This is a genomic window from Mycobacterium sp. IDUB_5, from assembly GCF_055419565.1.
Map to the genome: position 1 here is coordinate 470685 of NZ_JBVAXX010000002.1, position 17814 is coordinate 488498.

14 protein-coding genes are annotated in these 17814 nt (G+C 69.3%); 7 read left to right on the plus strand and 7 right to left on the minus strand.

Features of this window, described 5'->3' with window-relative positions:
• Positions 1–20: 20 nt before the first annotated feature.
• Positions 21–194: a 50S ribosomal protein L32 gene (rpmF, locus tag ACZY1G_RS07435; RefSeq protein ID WP_048632975.1), complete on the minus strand. Its 174-nt coding sequence runs from the start codon at positions 192–194 to the stop codon at positions 21–23.
• 252 nt (positions 195–446) lie between these two features.
• Here rpmF and ACZY1G_RS07440 point away from each other — a divergent pair, with 252 nt between their 5' ends.
• The 7 genes from ACZY1G_RS07440 to ACZY1G_RS07470 all read left to right on the plus strand — a co-directional run bounded on the left by ACZY1G_RS07440 (position 447) and on the right by ACZY1G_RS07470 (position 9534).
• Positions 447–2150: an acyclic terpene utilization AtuA family protein gene (locus tag ACZY1G_RS07440; protein WP_463822224.1), complete on the plus strand. Its 1704-nt coding sequence runs from the start codon at positions 447–449 to the stop codon at positions 2148–2150.
• Positions 2147–3295, plus strand: coding sequence for an acyl-CoA dehydrogenase family protein (locus ACZY1G_RS07445; RefSeq protein WP_463822016.1), 1149 nt, complete (start codon positions 2147–2149; stop codon positions 3293–3295). The genes ACZY1G_RS07440 and ACZY1G_RS07445 overlap by 4 nt, the downstream gene beginning before the upstream one ends.
• 56 nt (positions 3296–3351) lie before the next feature.
• The gene (locus tag ACZY1G_RS07450) at positions 3352–4884 is read left to right on the plus strand and encodes an acyl-CoA carboxylase subunit beta (RefSeq protein WP_463822225.1); all 1533 of its coding nucleotides are present in this window, start codon (positions 3352–3354) and stop codon (positions 4882–4884) included.
• A gap of 82 nt (positions 4885–4966) precedes the next feature.
• Positions 4967–6955 (plus strand): acetyl/propionyl/methylcrotonyl-CoA carboxylase subunit alpha, encoded by a 1989-nt coding sequence (locus ACZY1G_RS07455; RefSeq protein WP_463822017.1) that lies wholly within the window; start codon positions 4967–4969, stop codon positions 6953–6955.
• Entirely contained in the window at positions 6952–8112 is a 1161-nt protein-coding gene (locus ACZY1G_RS07460; RefSeq protein WP_463822018.1) for an acyl-CoA dehydrogenase family protein, read from the plus strand. The genes ACZY1G_RS07455 and ACZY1G_RS07460 overlap by 4 nt, the downstream gene beginning before the upstream one ends.
• Positions 8112–8873 carry an enoyl-CoA hydratase family protein gene (locus ACZY1G_RS07465; RefSeq protein ID WP_463815238.1) on the plus strand — a complete coding sequence of 254 codons (762 nt, stop codon included), beginning with the start codon at positions 8112–8114 and terminating at the stop codon, positions 8871–8873. The genes ACZY1G_RS07460 and ACZY1G_RS07465 overlap by 1 nt, the downstream gene beginning before the upstream one ends.
• Positions 8874–8958: 85 nt before the next feature.
• A complete protein-coding gene (locus ACZY1G_RS07470) occupies positions 8959–9534 on the plus strand; it encodes a DUF1707 SHOCT-like domain-containing protein (RefSeq protein WP_463815237.1) in 576 nt (191 codons plus the stop codon).
• Positions 9535–9554: 20 nt separating this feature from the next.
• On the opposite strand, the gene ACZY1G_RS07475 is transcribed toward ACZY1G_RS07470, so the two are convergent.
• The 6 genes from ACZY1G_RS07475 to ACZY1G_RS07500 all read right to left on the minus strand — a co-directional run bounded on the left by ACZY1G_RS07475 (position 9555) and on the right by ACZY1G_RS07500 (position 17663).
• Complete coding sequence (locus tag ACZY1G_RS07475; protein WP_463815236.1) at positions 9555–11528, minus strand: vWA domain-containing protein; 1974 nt, start codon at positions 11526–11528, stop codon at positions 9555–9557.
• Positions 11521–12894, minus strand: a complete 1374-nt coding sequence (locus tag ACZY1G_RS07480; protein ID WP_463822226.1) for a sigma 54-interacting transcriptional regulator — start codon at positions 12892–12894, stop codon at positions 11521–11523. Before ACZY1G_RS07480 ends, ACZY1G_RS07475 begins: the two co-directional genes overlap by 8 nt.
• A 131-nt stretch (positions 12895–13025) precedes the next feature.
• Entirely contained in the window at positions 13026–14609 is a 1584-nt protein-coding gene (purH, locus tag ACZY1G_RS07485) for a bifunctional phosphoribosylaminoimidazolecarboxamide formyltransferase/IMP cyclohydrolase (protein WP_463822019.1), read from the minus strand.
• Positions 14606–15235: a phosphoribosylglycinamide formyltransferase gene (gene purN / locus ACZY1G_RS07490; RefSeq protein WP_463815234.1), complete on the minus strand. Its 630-nt coding sequence runs from the start codon at positions 15233–15235 to the stop codon at positions 14606–14608. The genes purH and purN overlap by 4 nt, the downstream gene beginning before the upstream one ends.
• Before the next feature lie 10 nt (positions 15236–15245).
• Positions 15246–16706, minus strand: coding sequence for a cell division protein PerM (locus tag ACZY1G_RS07495; protein WP_463822020.1), 1461 nt, complete (start codon positions 16704–16706; stop codon positions 15246–15248).
• Positions 16707–16769: 63 nt separating this feature from the next.
• Positions 16770–17663, minus strand: a complete 894-nt coding sequence (locus tag ACZY1G_RS07500) for a DUF5336 domain-containing protein (protein WP_463822021.1) — start codon at positions 17661–17663, stop codon at positions 16770–16772.
• Between the last annotated feature and the right edge of the window lie 151 nt (positions 17664–17814).

A 17814-nucleotide genomic window follows, 5' to 3' on the forward strand; every position in this document is an offset into this window, starting at 1 on the left:
TCCGCTACGCGTCGTGACGGTTAGCGACGGTCCAGGTCGATGAGACCGAGACGCGCTGCCTTGAGCAGACGTCGCGGCACCTTGCGCTGCTGACCTGCAACGGTCACTCCCACGAGCCCGGTGGCCGTGGCTTTCCACTGCGCGCGCCGGCTCCGGGTGTTCGCACGCGACATCCTGCGCTTCGGGACAGCCATGATCGAGCTCCATCTGTTTCGGGGTGTCCATCGGATTACCCACGGACATCGGTACTGCCTGCAGGCCCGGGCGTACCGGGCGCGGGCAATTGGTGTCCAGGATAACCGGTGAGCTCGGCGGGTTCCAAACTCCGCGGATCCCGCCACGGGCGACACGCGGTCAGGTCTTGACGTGCTACCGCCGGTACCCGTTAACCTACCGGTTGGTTGGGCGCTCTGCCCACTGGAGCGACGGGAGAGTGCGTGAGGTCGGTGTCGGACCGCGATCCCGTCCGGATAGGGAACTGCTCGGGCTTCTACGGCGACCGACTCTCGGCCATGCACGAGATGCTCACCGGCGGCGAGCTCGACTACCTGACCGGCGATTACCTGGCCGAGCTGACCATGCTCATCCTCGGCCGCGACCGGATGAAGGACCCTGATCGGGGCTACGCCAAGACGTTCCTGCGCCAGCTCGAACAATGCCTCGGCCTTGCCATGGACCGCGGCGTGCGCATCGTGGCCAATGCCGGCGGCCTCAATCCCGCAGGCCTGGCCACCGCCATCCGTGACCTGGCCGAGCGCCTCCAGATCACTGTCGCCGTCGCGCACGTGGAGGGCGACGACCTGCTCCCCCGCGCCGGCGAGCTCGGTCTGGGCCAACCGTTGACCGCCAACGCGTACCTGGGCGCGTGGGGCATCACAGACTGCCTGCAGGCGGGCGCCGACGTCGTGGTGACAGGCCGCGTCACCGACGCGTCGGTGATCGTCGGTCCCGCGGCAGCGCACTTCGGGTGGCAGCGCGACGACGTTGACCGCATCGCCGGCGCGATCGCCGCCGGCCACATCATCGAATGCGGCACTCAGGCCACCGGCGGCAACTACTCCTTCTTCACCGAGATCGCCGACCTGGACCACGCCGGCTTCCCGATCGCCGAGATCCACGCCGACGGCTCGTCCGTCATCACCAAGCACCCGGGCACCGGCGGCGCCGTCACCGTAGGCACAGTCACCGCGCAACTGCTCTACGAGATCGGCGGAGCCCGCTACGCCAATCCTGACGCCACACTGCGGGTCGACTCGATCACGCTGACCGACGACGGACCCGACCGGGTGCGCGTCAGCGACGTCACCGGTGAGCCTCCGCCACCGACCCTGAAAGTCAGCCTCAACAGCCTCGGTGGTTTCCGCAACGAGATGACGTTCGTACTGACCGGGCTCGACATCGAGGCCAAGGCTGCGCTCGTACGCCGTCAGCTCGAGGCGAGCTTGACCGTCCGGCCGGCGGAGATGCAGTGGTCCCTGGCCCGCACCGACCACGCGGACGCCGACACCGAACAGACCGCCAGCGCCCTGTTGAGCTGTGTGGCGCGCGACCCCGACGCTGCCGCGGTGGGCCGCCGATTCTCCGCAGCTGCGGTCGAATTGGCGCTCGCCAGCTACCCCGGCTTCACGAGCACCACCCCGCCCGGTGACGGTCAGGTCTACGGCGTCTTCACTGCCGGTCACGTACCGGCCGCGCAGGTGCCCCACGTGGCCGTGCACCCCGATGGCACCCGCGTGAACATCGCACCGGCCGCGCAGACACGCGAACTCGAACCGGTTCCCGAGGTCGAGCCACCAGAGCCGAGTCCCGCCGGCGCGACGCGGCGGGTGCCGCTGGGCACCATCGCCGGCGCCCGCAGCGGGGACAAGGGCGGCAGCGCGAACGTCGGTGTCTGGGTGAAGACCGACGATCAATGGCGCTGGCTCGCATCCGCATTGACCGTCGACAAGCTCCGCGAGCTGCTTCCTGAGGCGGCCGACCTACCGGTGACCCGCCACCTGCTGCCCAACCTGCGGGCCGTGAATTTCGTGATCGACGACATCCTGGGCCAGGGCGTCGCGTCCGCGGCGCGTTTCGATCCCCAGGCCAAAGGGCTGGGTGAATGGCTGCGCAGCCGAACCATCGATATCCCCGAGGAGTTGCTGTCGTGAGCATCTGGACCACACCGGAACGTGAAGACCTGCGAAAGACGGTGCGCGCCTTCGCCGAACGCGAAGTACTCCCCCACGTCGACGAATGGGAACGCGTCGGCGAGCTCCCTCGAGATCTGCACCGCAAGGCAGCCGCGGCAGGGCTGCTGGGCGCCGGTTTCCCGGAGACGGCCGGCGGCGACGGCGGCGACGGCGGCGACGCGCTGGTCATCTGCGAGGAGATGCACCAGGCGGGAGCACCCGGCGGCGTGTTCGCTTCGCTGTTCACCTGTGGCATCGCGGTGCCTCACATCATCGCCTCCGGCGACGAGCGCCTCATCGAGACCTACGTGCGGCCGACACTGCGCGGCGAGAAGATCGGCTCGCTGGCCATCACCGAACCGGGCGGCGGCTCCGACGTCGGGCACCTGACCACCCGGGCAGTCCGAGAGGGCGATGAGTTCGTCATCAACGGCGCCAAGACCTACATCACCTCGGGCGTGCGGGCCGACTTCGTCGTCACCGCGGCGCGCACCGGCGGCCCGGGCGCGGCGGGGGTGTCCCTGATCGTCGTCGACAAGGGCACGCCCGGTTTCGAGGTGAGCCGCAAGCTCGACAAGATGGGCTGGCGCTCCTCCGACACGGCCGAACTGTCCTACACCGACGTCCGCGTCCCCGTCGCCAACCTCGTCGGCGCCGAGAACAGCGGCTTCTTCCAGATCGCCGCGGCGTTCGTCTCCGAACGCGTCGGCCTCGCCGCGCAGGCCTACGCCAGCGCGCAGCGCTGCCTCGACCTCACCGTCGAGTGGTGCCGCAACCGCGAGACCTTCGGCAAGCCGTTGATCGCGCGGCAGTCGGTGCAGAACACGCTGGCCGAGATGGCGCGGCGCATCGACATCGCGCGGGTCTACACCCGGCACGTGGTGGAACGCCAGATCGCGGGCGAGACCAACCTGATCACCGAGGTGTGCTTCGCCAAGAACACCGCTGTCGAGACGGGTGAATGGGTGGCCAACCAGGCGGTTCAACTGTTCGGGGGCATGGGCTACATGGCCGAATCGGAGATCGAGCGCCAGTACCGCGACATGCGCATCCTCGGCATCGGCGGCGGCACCACCGAGATCCTGACCTCGCTGGCCGCCAAGACGCTGGGCTTCCAGGCGTGACTCTCCACTCGACACTCGATCCCCGTTCCCCCGCCTACCGCGAGGCCGCCGACGCGATGGCGATCAAGCTCGCCGAGCTCGACGCCGAGCACGCCAAAGCGCTGGCAGGCGGCGGAGAGAAATACGTGAGCCGCCACCACGCCCGCGGCAAGATGACCGCGCGCGAACGCATCGAGGCGCTCATCGACCCCGACTCGCCCTTCCTGGAGCTGAGCCCACTCGCCGCGTGGGGCAGCGACTTCACGGTCGGAGCGAGCGTCGTCATCGGCATCGGCGCGGTCGAGGGCGTCGAATGCCTGATCGTTTCCAACGATCCCACCGTCAAGGGTGGCACCAGCAATCCGTGGACGCTGCGAAAGATCCTCCGTGGCAACCAGATCGCTTTCGAGAACCGTTTGCCGGTGATCTCGCTGGTCGAGTCGGGCGGTGCGGATCTGCCCACACAGAAAGAGATCTTCATCCCTGGCGGGCAGATGTTCCGCGACCTGACCCGGCTGTCGGCGGCGGGCATCCCGACAATCGCGCTGGTGTTCGGTAACTCCACCGCGGGTGGAGCCTACATCCCCGGGATGTCCGATCACGTCGTGATGATCAAGGACCGCTCGAAGGTGTTCCTGGCCGGCCCTCCGCTGGTGAAGATGGCCACCGGCGAGGAGTCCGACGACGAGTCCCTCGGCGGGGCCGAGATGCACGCCCGCACATCAGGTCTCGCGGACTACTTCGCCGTCGACGAGCTCGATGCGATGCGCATCGGCCGCCGCATCGTGGCTCGGCTCAACTGGCGCAAGAAGGGACCGGCGCCGAGGCCGTACGTCGAGCCGGTGTTCGACTCCGAGGAACTGCTCGGCATCGTGCCGCCGGATCTGCGCATCCCGTTCGATCCGCGCGAGGTGATCGCCCGCATCGTCGACGGCTCGGAGTTCGACGAGTTCAAGCCGCTCTACGGCGGCTCGCTCGTGACGGGATGGGCCACGCTGCACGGGTTCCCGCTCGGCATCCTCGCCAATGCGCGCGGCGTGCTGTTCAGCGAGGAGTCGCAGAAGGCCACGCAGTTCATCCAATTGGCCAACCGATCGAACACGCCACTGTTGTTCTTGCACAACACCACCGGCTACATGGTGGGCAAGGCGTACGAGGAGGGCGGCATGATCAAACACGGCTCGATGATGATCAACGCCGTCTCCAATTCGACCGTGCCGCATCTGTCGCTGCTCATCGGCGCCTCTTACGGCGCGGGCCACTACGGCATGTGCGGACGCGCCTACGACCCGCGCTTCCTGTTCGCCTGGCCGAGCGCGAAGTCGGCGGTGATGGGCGGCGCCCAATTGGCGGGCGTGCTGTCGATCGTGAGCCGGGCCGCGGCGCAGGCCCGCGGTCAGGATGTCGACGAGGCTGCCGACGCCGCTCTGCGCGCGGCGGTGGAGGCGCAGATCGACGCCGAGTCGCTGCCGATGTTCCTGTCCGGGCGGCTGTACGACGACGGCGTCATCGATCCGCGCGACACCCGCACGGTGTTGGGCATGTGCCTGTCGGCGATCGCCAACGCACCGATCGAGGGGACGTCGAATTTCGGCGTCTTCCGGATGTGAGGGCCCCCATGAGTGCGATTTCGGCGTGCTCGTCGTCGCTGAGCGCAGACAACCACGCCGAAAACGCGAGAAGGGGCGAGCGATGATCACTCGAGTTCTGGTCGCCAACCGTGGCGAGATCGCGCGGCGGGTGTTCGCCACCTGCCGGCGGCTGGGTATCGGCACGGTCGCGGTCTACACCGAACCCGATGCCGAAGCACCCCACGTCGCCGAAGCCGACGTTCGGGTGCGCCTCGACGGCACCCGCGGTTACCTGGACACCGCCCAGCTGATCGCCGCCGCACGGGCTGCCGGCGCCGACGCCGTTCATCCCGGTTACGGATTCCTCTCGGAGAACCCCGATTTCGCGGCCGCGGTGATCGACGCCGGCCTGACGTGGATCGGCCCGCCCGTGGCCGCTGTGGCTGCGATGGGTTCCAAGATCGAGGCGAAGAAGATGATGGCCGCGGCGGGCGTGCCGGTGCTCGACGAACTCGACCCCGACACGGTGACCGCCGAGATGCTGCCGGTGTTGATCAAGGCCTCAGCCGGCGGTGGTGGCCGGGGTATGCGCGTGGTGCGTGATCTCGCCGAGCTGCACGCGCACGTCGATGGCGCCCGACGAGAAGCCGAGTCGGCGTTCGGCGACCCCACGGTCTTCTGCGAGCGCTACCTCGAGGCGGGCCATCACGTCGAGGTGCAGGTGATGGCCGACGCGCAAGGCACGGTGTGGGCGGTCGGTGAGCGGGAGTGCTCGATTCAGCGCCGCCACCAGAAGATCATCGAAGAGGCGCCCTCACCCCTGGTGGAGCGCACACCGGGCATGCGGGACAAGCTCTTCGAGGCGGCCCGGCTGGCTGCCACCGCGATCGGCTACACCGGCGCAGGCACCGTCGAATTCATGGCTGCCTCGGATTCGACGAAAGACGGCGGAGAGTTCTTCTTCCTGGAGATGAACACCCGCCTGCAGGTCGAACACCCGGTCACCGAGCTCACGTCCGGCCTGGACCTGGTGGAGCTGCAGCTCGCGGTCGCCGACGGGGCGCCGCTGCGCCCGCACCCGCCGGCCTCGTCGGGTTCGTCCATCGAAGCGCGCCTCTATGCCGAGGACCCCGCCAAGAACTGGCAACCGCAGGCGGGCACCGTGCACCGAGTCGACGTGGCCTCGGCGGTCAAGCATTTCGAGCTGCTCGACCGGCCGGGTGTGCGCCTCGACTCCGGGGTGGGCGACGGCTCGGTCATCTCGGTGTTCTACGACCCGATGATCGCGAAGGTCATCTCCTGGGCGCCCACCCGGGAGCGGGCCTCCGCACTGCTGGCCGATGCGTTGACCCGCACCCAGCTGCACGGTGTGCGCACCAACCGGGACCTGCTGGTCAACGTGCTGCGCCACCCGGCGTTCCTGGCCGGCGCCACCGATACCGCGTTCTTCGACACTCATGGCCTCGCCGAGCTCGCCGCACCGGTGGCCGACACCGCGACGACGGAGCTGTCGGCCATCGCTGCGGCGTTGGCCGATGCCGCGCACAACCGCAGGACCGCAACGGTGTTCGCAGGCATCCCGAGCGGATGGCGCAACCTCGCGTCGGGCTGGCAGACGAAGAGCTACGTCGACGACGAGGACACCACCCATGACGTGGCCTACCGCGTCACGCGCGACGGCGTGCGGATCGCGGATCGCGACGACGTCACGCTGGTGACGGCGACGCCGGACCAGGTGGTGCTGAGAGTGGCCGGCGTGGACCGTCCGTTCACCGTCAGCCGCTACGGCTCCCGCGGACACGACGTGTACGTCGACTCGCCCAACGCGGCGGTCCACCTGACGGCGCTGCCGCGGTTCCCCGATCCGGCCGATGCCGTCGCGCACGGCTCGCTGCTCGCCCCGATGCCCGGCTCGGTGCTGCGGGTCGGGGCCGCCGTCGGCGACGCCGTCACCGCGGGCCAGCCGCTGGTGTGGCTGGAGGCGATGAAGATGGAGCACACCATCGCTGCGCCGGCCGACGGTGTGTTGGCCGAACTCAACGTCACCGCGGGAACGCAGGTGGAAGTGGGCGCCGTACTGGCGCGAGTCGATTCAGGAGAGGCGTCATGACCGGATTCGTCGAGACCGAAGAACAGCAGGCCCTGCGCAAAGCGGTCGGCGCGATGGCCGCCAACTACGGGCAGGACTACTACCTGGAGAAGGCGCGCGCCGGCCAGCACACCGACGAGCTGTGGGCCGAGGCAGGCCGGCTCGGCTTCATCGGGGTGAACCTGCCCGAGGAGTACGGCGGCGGCGGCGCAGGCATGTACGAGCTCAGCTTGGTCATGGAGGAGATGTCGGCAGCGGGTTCGGCGTTGCTGATGATGGTGGTGTCGCCTGCGATCAACGGGACGATCATCGCCCAGTACGGCACCGACGAGCAGAAGCAGCGCTGGCTGCCCGGCATCGCCGACGGCACGATCACGATGGCTTTCGCGATCACCGAGCCCGATGCCGGCTCCAACTCCCACCGCATCACCACCACGGCGCGGCGCGACGGCAGCGACTGGATCCTCTCAGGCCAGAAGGTCTACATCTCCGGCGTCGACCAGGCTCAGGCCGTGCTCGTCGTCGGCCGCACGGCCGACCACAAGACGGGCAATCTGAAGCCCGCGCTGTTCGTCGTGCCGACCGACACCCCCGGATTCAGCTTCACCAAGATCCCGATGGAGATCGTCAGCCCCGAGTTCCAGTTCCAGGTGTTCCTCGACGAGGTCCGCCTGCCTGCCGACGCGCTCGTCGGTTCTGAGGACGCCGCGATCGCGCAGCTGTTCGCGGGGCTGAACCCCGAGCGCATCATGGGTGCGGCGAGCGCGGTCGGGATGGGCCGCTTCGCGATCGACAAGGCGGTCGACTACGTCAAGACCCGGCAGGTGTGGAAGACGCCGATCGGCGCGCATCAGGGGCTCTCCCACCCGCTGGCGCAGAACCACATCGAGGTCGAGCTGGCCAAGCTGATGATGCAGAAGGCGGCCAGCCTGTACGACTCCGGTGACGACGTGGGCGCGGCCGAGGCGGCGAACATGGCCAAGTACGCCGCCGGCGAGGCGTCGGTGCGCGCCGTCGACCAGGCAGTGCAGTGTCTCGGCGGCAACGGGCTCACCAAGGAGTACGGCATCGCCTCGGTGCTGACCGCCTCGCGGCTGGCCCGCATTGCACCCGTCAGCCGGGAGATGGTGCTGAACTTCATCGCGCAGACATCGCTCGGGCTCCCCCGGTCTTACTGATGCTGGTGTCCTACGAGGGCGACGGCGCGGTCGCCCGGCTGACCCTCGACTCACCGCACAACCGCAACGCGCTGTCGACGGCGTTGGTCGCCCAACTGCGCGAGGGCCTCGAGCGGGCCGCAGCGGACGCGCAGGTGCGGGTCGTCGTGCTCGGCCATACGGGCGGGACGTTCTGCGCGGGTGCAGACCTGGCCGAGGCCGCAGGCCGCGATCCCTCCGAGCTGGCGCTCGACCGGGCCCGGGAGATGACGCAGGTGCTGCGCCAGATCCTGACGTGCCCGCTTCCCGTCATCGCCGCCGTCGACGGACACGTCCGTGCCGGCGGGCTCGGTCTGATCGGCGCCTGCGACATCGTGGTGGCCGGCACCGCCAGCACGTTCGCGCTGACCGAGGCCCGCATCGGGGTGGCTCCATCGATCATCTCGCTGACGTTGCTGCCGAAGATGACCTCCCGCGCCGCCGGTCGCTACTTCGTCACCGGCGAGAAGTTCGGCGCGACGGAGGCCGAGCAGATGGGCTTGGTCACCGTCGCCACTGCAGACGTCGCGGCCGCCGTCGACGACCTGACGGCGGCGATCGCGCAGGGCTCACCGCAGGGGCTGGCCGAATCGAAGGCGCTGACCACGGCCGCGATCCTCGAGGAGTTCGACCGTCGCGCCGAAGCATTGACGCAGCGCTCGGCGGCGCTGTTCGTCTCCGACGAGGCCCGCGAGGGCATCCTCGCGTTCCTGGAGAAGCGCAAGCCTCGCTGGATCAACTGACAGCTCACAGTTTGGCCACGGACCTTGCATGTACCGCCGATCGTCGTAACCTGGTGGCGATGTGCGGACGTAGCAGGAAGGCCCGATGAGCAGCCCCGCGTCACGGAGCCGCTCGATGCGCGCTGCCGACACCGATCGCATCCAGGTCGCGCAACTGCTGACCGACGCGGCAGCCTCGGGAACGATCGGCGTGACGGAGTACGAAGCCCGGTTGGCGAGGGCGTATGCGGCTCAGACCTGCGATGAACTCGATCGGCTGTCTGCTGATCTGCCGGGTGCGATCACCCGCGGCCGCAGCGGCACGTGCCGCCCCGCACCGTCGAGCACCCTGTTGGCGATCCTGTCGGGCTACGAGCGGCGCGGCCGGTGGAACGTCCCGAAGCGGCTGACCACCGTCGCGTTCTGGGGTGGCGGCGTCGTGGACCTGCGCTACGCCGACTTCACCGCACACGACGTCGAGATCCGCACCTACACGATCATGGGCGGCCAGACCATCCTGGTGCCGCCGGAAGTGAACGTCGACCTGCGCGGTGTGTCGGTGATGGGCAGCTTCGAGCACAGCATCGAGGGCGAAGGCGCTCCGGGTGCGCCCTGTGTGCGGATCTCCGGGTTCGCTCTGTGGGGCAGCGTCACTGTCAAACGGAAGAGGCGTAAGGCCTGAGGCCTACGTCCGATCGGCGGTCAGCGTCGCCGCTTCGACCCCAGGTAGTCGCCGACCACCGCCGCGCCGAGCCCGTCGAGGTCAGGCACCACGACACGACCGCCCACCCGGCGGGCGACCTGATCGATGAACCGAGCCAGGCCCGGGTCACTACCCAACCGGAAGATCGTCACCTGCGCGCCCAGCCGCGCGACCTCGTCGAAGCCCTTGACGGTGTGGCCGATCGTGCGGGGGTGCGGCGGGTAATCAAAAAACACCGCGGGACTTCCGTTCCTGTCGAAGTCCTCGAGATGGGCGGTCGGCTCACCGTCGGTGACGACGAGGACGACGGGCTGCGCGTTCGGATGCCTGCGGAGGTGACGGGTGGCCAACGCCAGCGCGTGATGCAGATTGGTGCCCTGCTCGTAGACACCCTCCAGACCGGTCAGCTCGGCCGCGGTCACCGTGCGCGCGTAGCGCCCGAACGCGATGATCTGCAGCGCATCGGAGCGGAACCGGGTGCTGACGAGATGGTTGAGCGCCAGCGCGGTCTGCTTCATCGGCAGCCAGCGGTTCTCCATCACCATCGAGAACGAGGTGTCGACGAGCAGCGCGACCGCGGCCTGCGTACGTGTCTCGGTCTCTGAGATCTCGACGTCCTCGACGGTGAGGCTGATGGCTCCCGCGCGCTCACCAGTGCCCGCCTCTCTCAAGACAGCGTTGGTGAGGGTGCGCGTGACGTTCCACGGCTCGGTGTCACCGAACTGCCACGGCCGAGTCGCACCGGTCAGCTCCCCGGCCGCACCGGCACGGCGGGTGTCGCGTTCGCCGTGCCGACCCGAGAGTTGTTGGGCCACATCCCTGAGCGCGGTCTGGCCCAGCTGACGCATCGCCTTCGGCGAGAGCCGCCACTGCCCGTCGGCACCCCGATCGAGGAAGCCCTGGTTCATCAGTGCACGTTCGAGTTCGGCCAGCGCGCGCGCGTTCACCGCAGCCTCGTCGCCGAGCTGACGGGCCAGCATGTCGAGGTCGACATCGTCCATGGAGGCACCCGAATAGCTCTGTGAAAGCTGCTCGGCGAGCTGCTCGAGCTCGGCGATGTCGGCCAGCGCCTGGGCACCCTCCCCCATGCCCATCGGGTCGTCTCCAGAGAAGCGTTCCGACCCGTTCCAGTCCTCCCCGGGCCGCGCGGCCTGCAGATGCGCGTCGAGCCGGTTGAGCGCGTTCATCAATGACGGCGACCCGAATGCCTGCTGTGCCAGCGAGTCCAGCTCGGCACGCTGCTGTTCGGACAGGCTGTTGCGGAAGCGCTGCGCGGCCGCCGACCGCTTGGCCAGCGAATCGAGCAGCTCGTCGATGTTGCGCGGGTTCTCGGGGAAGAACTCGCCGTGCTTGGCCATGAAGTTCTCGAAGTCCTGCTGATCGTCTTCGCCTTTGGCGTGCTTGTCCAGCAGGTCGTTGAGGTCGTCGAGCATGTCGTTGACGCGTTGGCGATCCTCGTCGGTGGCGTTCTCCAGCGCCTCCTTCATGCCGGCGAAACGCTGATCGAGCATCTCGCGGCCCATGAGGTCCTTGATCTGCTCGTACTTCTGCCGGGCCTCCGGGGAACGCCAGTCGTACTCCGAGAGCTCCTGGACGGCCTTGGCCGGCGACGGCGACAGCGATTCCAGCTGCAGCTCACCGAATCTCGCGTCGTCGTCGAGCGCCCGCGCCAGCTCTTTGCGTTCGGCGAGCACCGCCTCGTCGAGCAGCTTCTTGATGTCGGCCAGTGTGCCGTCGAGGTTGTTGCGCTGCAACAGCTCTCGACGACGACGGTTGGCCTCTGCGGCCAGCTTGTCGGCGCCTGGCATGTTCTTGGACCCGCGCCGCAGCAGTTCCTGCAGCGCGCGCCGTGGCGAGGTGCCCTCCATGACGTCCTGCCCGATGGCTTCGAGGGCCTCACGCAGGTCGACCGGAGGGGCCAGCGGATCAGGTCCGCCGGTGTATCGCGAGTACCGCGACAGTCGTTTAGCCATAGATGGTTTCGCCCTCTCCGGACACCTTGTCGATCCGCTTGGCCAGATAGAGCGCCTCGAGCGCCAGCTCGATCGCCGCTGCCCGCTGCCCGTCGGTGCTCGCCTCGAGGCGGCGCTGGATCTCCGCGACGGCGGGCACCTCGGGCAGTGCGGCGAGCACCTCGCGTGCAGACACCCGCTCCCCTGTCGTGACGGGCGAGCCGTTCTCGACCGCGGTGACGATCGGACCGACGTCGATACCGCCGAGGAGCCGCTGGGCGGTCTCGGCGGTGGCGCGCCTCAGCAGGTGTTCGAGCACTGCCTGCTCGCGTCCCTCTTCGCCGGATTCGAATTCCAGCTTGCCGCGCAGCACGTCGATTACGGTGCCGAGGTCGACGACGCGCGCCACCGGATCCTGTTCGCCGAGCAGCGCGGCGCGATGCCGGGCGGATGCGGCGACGGTCTCAGCCGCGGCGATCGCGAACCGGGCCGAGACACCGGAGCGCTGATCGATCGCGGTCGATTCGCGCAGTGCGCGAGCGAATCTGGCGAGGATGCTCATCAAGTAGGGCGGCACCTCGGCGGCCAGATGCGCTTCCTGCGTGATCACGCCGACCTCGGCGTCGAGCTCGAGCGGGTAGTGGGTGCGGATCTCCGCGCCGAAGCGGTCCTTCAGCGGGGTGATGATGCGCCCGCGGTTCGTGTAGTCCTCGGGGTTGGCGCTCGCGACGACGAGGACGTCGAGCGGCAACCGCAGCGTGTAGCCGCGAACCTGGATGTCGCGCTCCTCCATCACGTTGAGCATCGCGACCTGGATGCGCTCGGCGAGGTCGGGCAGCTCGTTGACCGCGACGATGCCGCGGTGCGCACGCGGGATCAGACCGTAGGCGATCGTCTCCGGATCGCCCAGGCTGCGGCCCTCGGCCACCTTGATCGGGTCGATGTCGCCGACCAGGTCGGCCACACTGGTGTCGGGGGTGGCGAGCTTCTCGGTGTAACGCTCACTGCGGTGCCGCCACGCGATCGGCAGGTCGTCGCCGGAGTCGGCGGCCCGCCGGATCGATTCCGGCGTGATGGGGCTGTAGGGGTGCTCGCCCAGTTCCGCGCCGGCGATCACCGGCGTCCACTCGTCGAGCAGTCCACTCAGCGCGCGCAGCAGGCGTGTCTTGCCCTGCCCGCGCTCACCCAGGAGCACCATGTCGTGGCCGGCGATCAACGCCCGTTCCAGCTGCGGGATCACGGTGTCGTCGAAGCCGAGGATGCCCGGCCAGATCTGTTCGGCAGTGGCTCCCGAGCTCAGCGCGGCGAGCAGGTTTTCCCGGATCTCGGCCTTGACGCTGCGCTCCTGATGCCCGGAGGCGCGCAGCTCGCCGACGGTCCGGGGCATGTCTGCAGTGGCGGGCGAGGGTTGAAAAGCTGAAGTCACCACTCCACGCTACGACTGTTCCCCGCGAGCGCGCGGGTCTGCACGCAACACACCACCTCACGCAGGCATTTTGCGCGCAGTCGCGGTGATCGTCAGTGCGCGAAGTGACGCGCTCCGGTCAGGTACAGCGTGATGCCCGCCTCCGCGGCAGCCGCGGTGACCTCGTCGTCGCGCATCGAACCGCCGGGATGGACCACCGCCGTCACACCGGCCCGCGTCAGCGTCTGCAGCCCGTCGGGGAACGGAAAGAACGCATCGGAGGCCGCGACAGCCCCCTGCGTGCGATCCCCGGCCCGCTCCACGGCCAGACGCGCCGCGTCGACGCGGTTGACCTGGCCCATACCGACGCCGACCGTCGCGCCGTCCTTGGCGATCACGATCGCGTTCGACTTGACCGCCCGGCAGGTCCGCCACGCGAACACCAGATCAGCGAGCACCGACGGATCCGCCGGCGTGCCGGTGGCCAGCGTCCAGTTCGCCGGATCGTCGCCCGAGGCGTCCACCGCGTCGCGCTGCTGCACCAGCAAGCCGCCGCTCACCTGACGGAACTCCGTGCCACCGGGCTGCGGCTCCGACGCCACCAGGATGCGGATGTTCTTCTTGCCGCGCAGCACCTCCACCGCGCCCGGCTCGTAGGCGGGCGCGACGATCACCTCGGTGAAGATTCCCGCCACCGTCTCGGCCATCTCGACGCTGACCTCGGTGTTGGTGGCGATCACGCCCCCGAACGCCGAGAGGGGGTCGCATTCGTGGGCCTTGCGGTGCGCATCGGCGACCGACACCGACGACACCGCGATGCCACAGGGGTTGGCGTGCTTGATGATCGCCACGCAAGTGTCCTCGTGGTCGAACGCCGCGCGCCACGCCGCGTCGGCGTCGGTGTAGTTGTTGTACGACATCTCCTTGCCGTGCAACTGTTCTGCCTGCGCCAGACCCGGCCAGCCGCCGTCGTCGCTGTAGAGGGCCGCCTGCTGGTGCGGGTTCTCGCCGTAGCGAAGCACCGCGGTGCGCCGGAACGTCGCCCCGAACCACGGCGGCAGCGTGGCTGCGCCGTCCTCGGCGGCGTCCTCGGGCGCCAGCACCGACTCCATCCATGACGCCACCGCGACGTCGTACTCCGCGGTGTGACGGAAAGCCAGTGACGCCAGCTTCTTTCGCTCGGCGAGCGTGAATCCGCCGGCACGCACCGCGGCCAGCACACCGTCGTAGCCCAACGGTTCGACGACCACCGCCACGCTGGGATGGTTCTTCGCCGCGGCGCGCACCATCGACGGGCCGCCGATGTCGATCTGCTCCACGCACTCGTCCACACCGGCCCCGGAATTCACCGTCTGGGTGAACGGATACAGGTTGACCACGACCAGCTCGAAGGCCTCGACGCCGAGGTCCTCGAGCGCCGAAACATGTTCGGGTTTACGCTGATCGGCCAGCAGCCCGGCGTGAACGCGGGGATGCAGCGTCTTCACCCGACCGTCGAGCACCTCGGGGAATCCGGTCACGTCCTCCACCGGGGTCACCGGAACACCGGCGTCGGCAATGGTTTTCGCAGTCGAACCGGTCGAGACGATGCTGACCCCCGCCTCGTGCAGGCCCTGAGCCAGGGGCACGAGCCCGGTCTTGTCGTACACGCTGATCAGGGCGCGGCGGATACGCCGCCTGCCGTCGAGCTCGCTCATCCTATGGTCGCCTTTCGTCCCGTCCAGGTGACGCCGCGGGTGGCCAGCGCCGCCAGGACATCCACCAGAAGTTCTCGTTCGATCACCTTGATCCGTTCGTGCAGGGTGGCCTCGTCGTCGCCGTCGAGCACGGGCACCGCCTGCTGCGCGACGATGGGGCCGGTGTCGGTGCCCGCGTCGACGAGATGGACGGTGCACCCGGTCACCCGGACGCCGTAGGCGAGCGCGTCACCGACGGCGTGCGCGCCGGGGAAGGCGGGAAGCAGCGCCGGGTGGGTGTTGACCACCCGCCCCGGGAACCGCGAAAGAAACGCCGGACCAAGGATTTTCATGAAGCCCGCCGAGACCACCAGATCGGGCTCGTGCGCTGCCGTCGCCGCAGTGATCGCGGTGTCCCATGCTGCGCGGTCGGGGTGGGCGCGGAGCGGCACGGTGAACGTCGGAACCGCCGCCCGCTCCGCGATCTCCAACGCACGGCAGTCGCGGTCGGTGCCGACGGCGACCACACGCGCGGGGTAGTCGCCGACCGCGGCCTCGAGCAGCGACGCGAGCAGGGAGCCGGTGCCGGAAGCGAGGACCACGAGCCGCGACGGCGCACTCGGGGGAACCCGGACCGGTGGCTGCACGGCTGGAAGCCTAGTGGGTGGTGCCGTCGCGGCCCGAACGCATGTCGTCGTCGGCCACGAAATGGTCCTCGGGATCGTCATGCTCGCCCGGAAGGTCTACGGCCGCGAGTTCCTCGCGCACCGGTGGCGGCGACACGTCGGGCTCGGTGTCGACGCGCTCCGAGACGATCACGACGGTGTCGGAATCCGATTCGAGTTCGGCGTAGGCCGGCTCGTCATCGTCGGCGTCCTCCGCGAGGGTGCCGGATTCGACGACGGGCTTGGGCCTGCGCACCCGGGGCGTGAAGCCGCCCGACATGGCGACGGTCAGCGCCCCGATGCCGGCGAACCACACGAAGACCGCAGGTCCGAACGTGGCATGGTCGACCCCGACGTCGCCGAAGTTGCCCAGCGGTCCGCCGCCCGCGTACCCCAGCAGCGCCATCGCCGCCGCTCCGAGGGCCGAGGCCACCACCACCTTGGCCAGCGCCTGCACCGTCGGCAGCGCGCGGCGTGCGCACTGCTGGCCTAGCGCGACCCCGGACACCGCGCCGACGATCAGCAGCGCCACCCAGACCGGGCCGAGCGGCGGGGTCGGTACGGCGGCCAGCACGGGCAGCGCCGGCACGTCACCGCCCAGGACGGTGAAGGCGCTGAACGTGGCCAAGCCGACGTGCGCGCTGGAGCCCACCGCGACGGCGGCGGCGCCGACCACGACGTTGGGCAGGTACAGCAGCGAGAGCACGGTCAGGCTCAGCTGCCCGAACAGCGAGTCGGTGATCGAGTAGAGGTCGTGCATCGTCGACCAGTGCACGACGAGCGAGCCCGCCACCACCGCCGCGGACAGAGCCGAGAGGGCCAGCACACCGACGCCCGCGGCGCGGAACGCGTCGGGCAACCACGCCGGCAACGGCGGGCGCAGCAGGCGCCGGCCCATCCGGGTGCCGACGCCCAGCGCGGCCCCCAGCAGGTGCACGGTCAGCACACTGGCGAAGGCACGCGACGCGTCCGGTGTCTGCAGCTCCGTCAGCACCGACGCGGCGTCATGGATCACCGCCAGGCACAGCGCCGCGATCAGCAGAGGCCCACCCAGCGCCGACGCCACAACCCAGCGCGTCACGAACCAGGACGTGTGGGTCACCGCGGCCGCGGTCGTGCGCGCCGTGCCGTAGACCATGGCCAGAGCGGGAAGCAGCGGCATGACCCCGAGTGCGCTGCCCGCGATGGACACCGGCACCTGATGCACACCCAGCCACATGCTCGCGATGGCACCGAGCGCACCGGTCATGTCGCTGTTGGCGATCAGAAGCTGCAGCAGCACCACCGCCGCGATGACGACCAATGCGACCAGTGACGGCCCGAACGCCACCCGGAGCAGTTCACGCGCCTGGCGTGGGCCCGCTGGTCCTGGCGTGTTACCCGCGCGTGGGGCTGTGTTCACGGGTCGGGCCGCTCCTGAAAAGACGCTCTCGGACGCGCGACGGTCACGCATGCGCGCTTGAGACTACGACGCTTGAAACACTGCGACGCGCCCGACACTACGACGCACCCGACACTACGAGGAGGACTGGCCCGACTGCGAGGACGGCGAGGGCTGCTGTTGCGTGGGGACCTGTGTCGTCGGCGTGCTGCTCGACGGCGGTTGGCCGTAGGTCGGGTAGCCGGTGGGCGGCGTCGGCGAACCCGACTGCGCACCCGAGTGCTGACCCGACTGGCTGCCCGACGGCTGCTGACCCGACGGGGACGTGGCGGGGAAGCCGCCGGTGGACGGGCCCGCGCCCGGGTAGCCGCCGTAGGGCGTCGGATAGCCGGGGCGCTGCTGCGGCTGACCGTGCTGCTGGCCGGGCTGACCCGGCTGCTGTCCGTAGTAGGACCCGGGGTACTGGCCGTACTGCGGCTGCTCGTACTTCGGCCGCGGCGTGGGCGGGGTGAGGATGCCGGAGTCGAACAGCAGCACCACGACGGCCGTCGCGGCCTGGAGCAGCGTGAACGCGGTAACCAGCCACAGACCCCAGGCGACGCTGGTCCCGCTGGGCTTGTTCAGCACCTCCGAGATGACCAGGAGGAACCCCAGCACCGACGCGACAGCGGCCAGCGCGACGCGACTCTTCTGCTTGGGCAGCAGGCCGACGCCGGCGACGAGCGCACCGACGAGCGAGGCGACGACGGCGATACCGAGCCCCACGGAGCTGCCGCTGAGCTCACCGAGACCCGGGAAATCCGAGGACTCCACGGTGAATTGCGGCGCGAAGTACGACAGGTAGGCGAGCAGGCCGAGACCGGCGACTGCGGCGCTCAGGTACTCGGGCAGCTTGCTGGGGCCTTCCGCGCCGGGGCTGCTGGGCTCACCGACCCTGGCGAACTGCTGCGTAGGCGCGCTGAACTGCGTGGTGGGCTGCTGACCCGGCTGGTAGCCGTGGCCTCCGGTCGGGCCTTGTGGGTACGACATGACCTCTCCTGTGGTGTGCGGGGCCCCGCGTCGACATCATTTGTCGACATTTGTCAACGATGTCAACGCAGGCGACTGCGATCCCGACGGACCGCCTGAGCGATTCGATGACCCACGCTAGCGCACATCGCTGGAGACCCCGTGCGGCGGA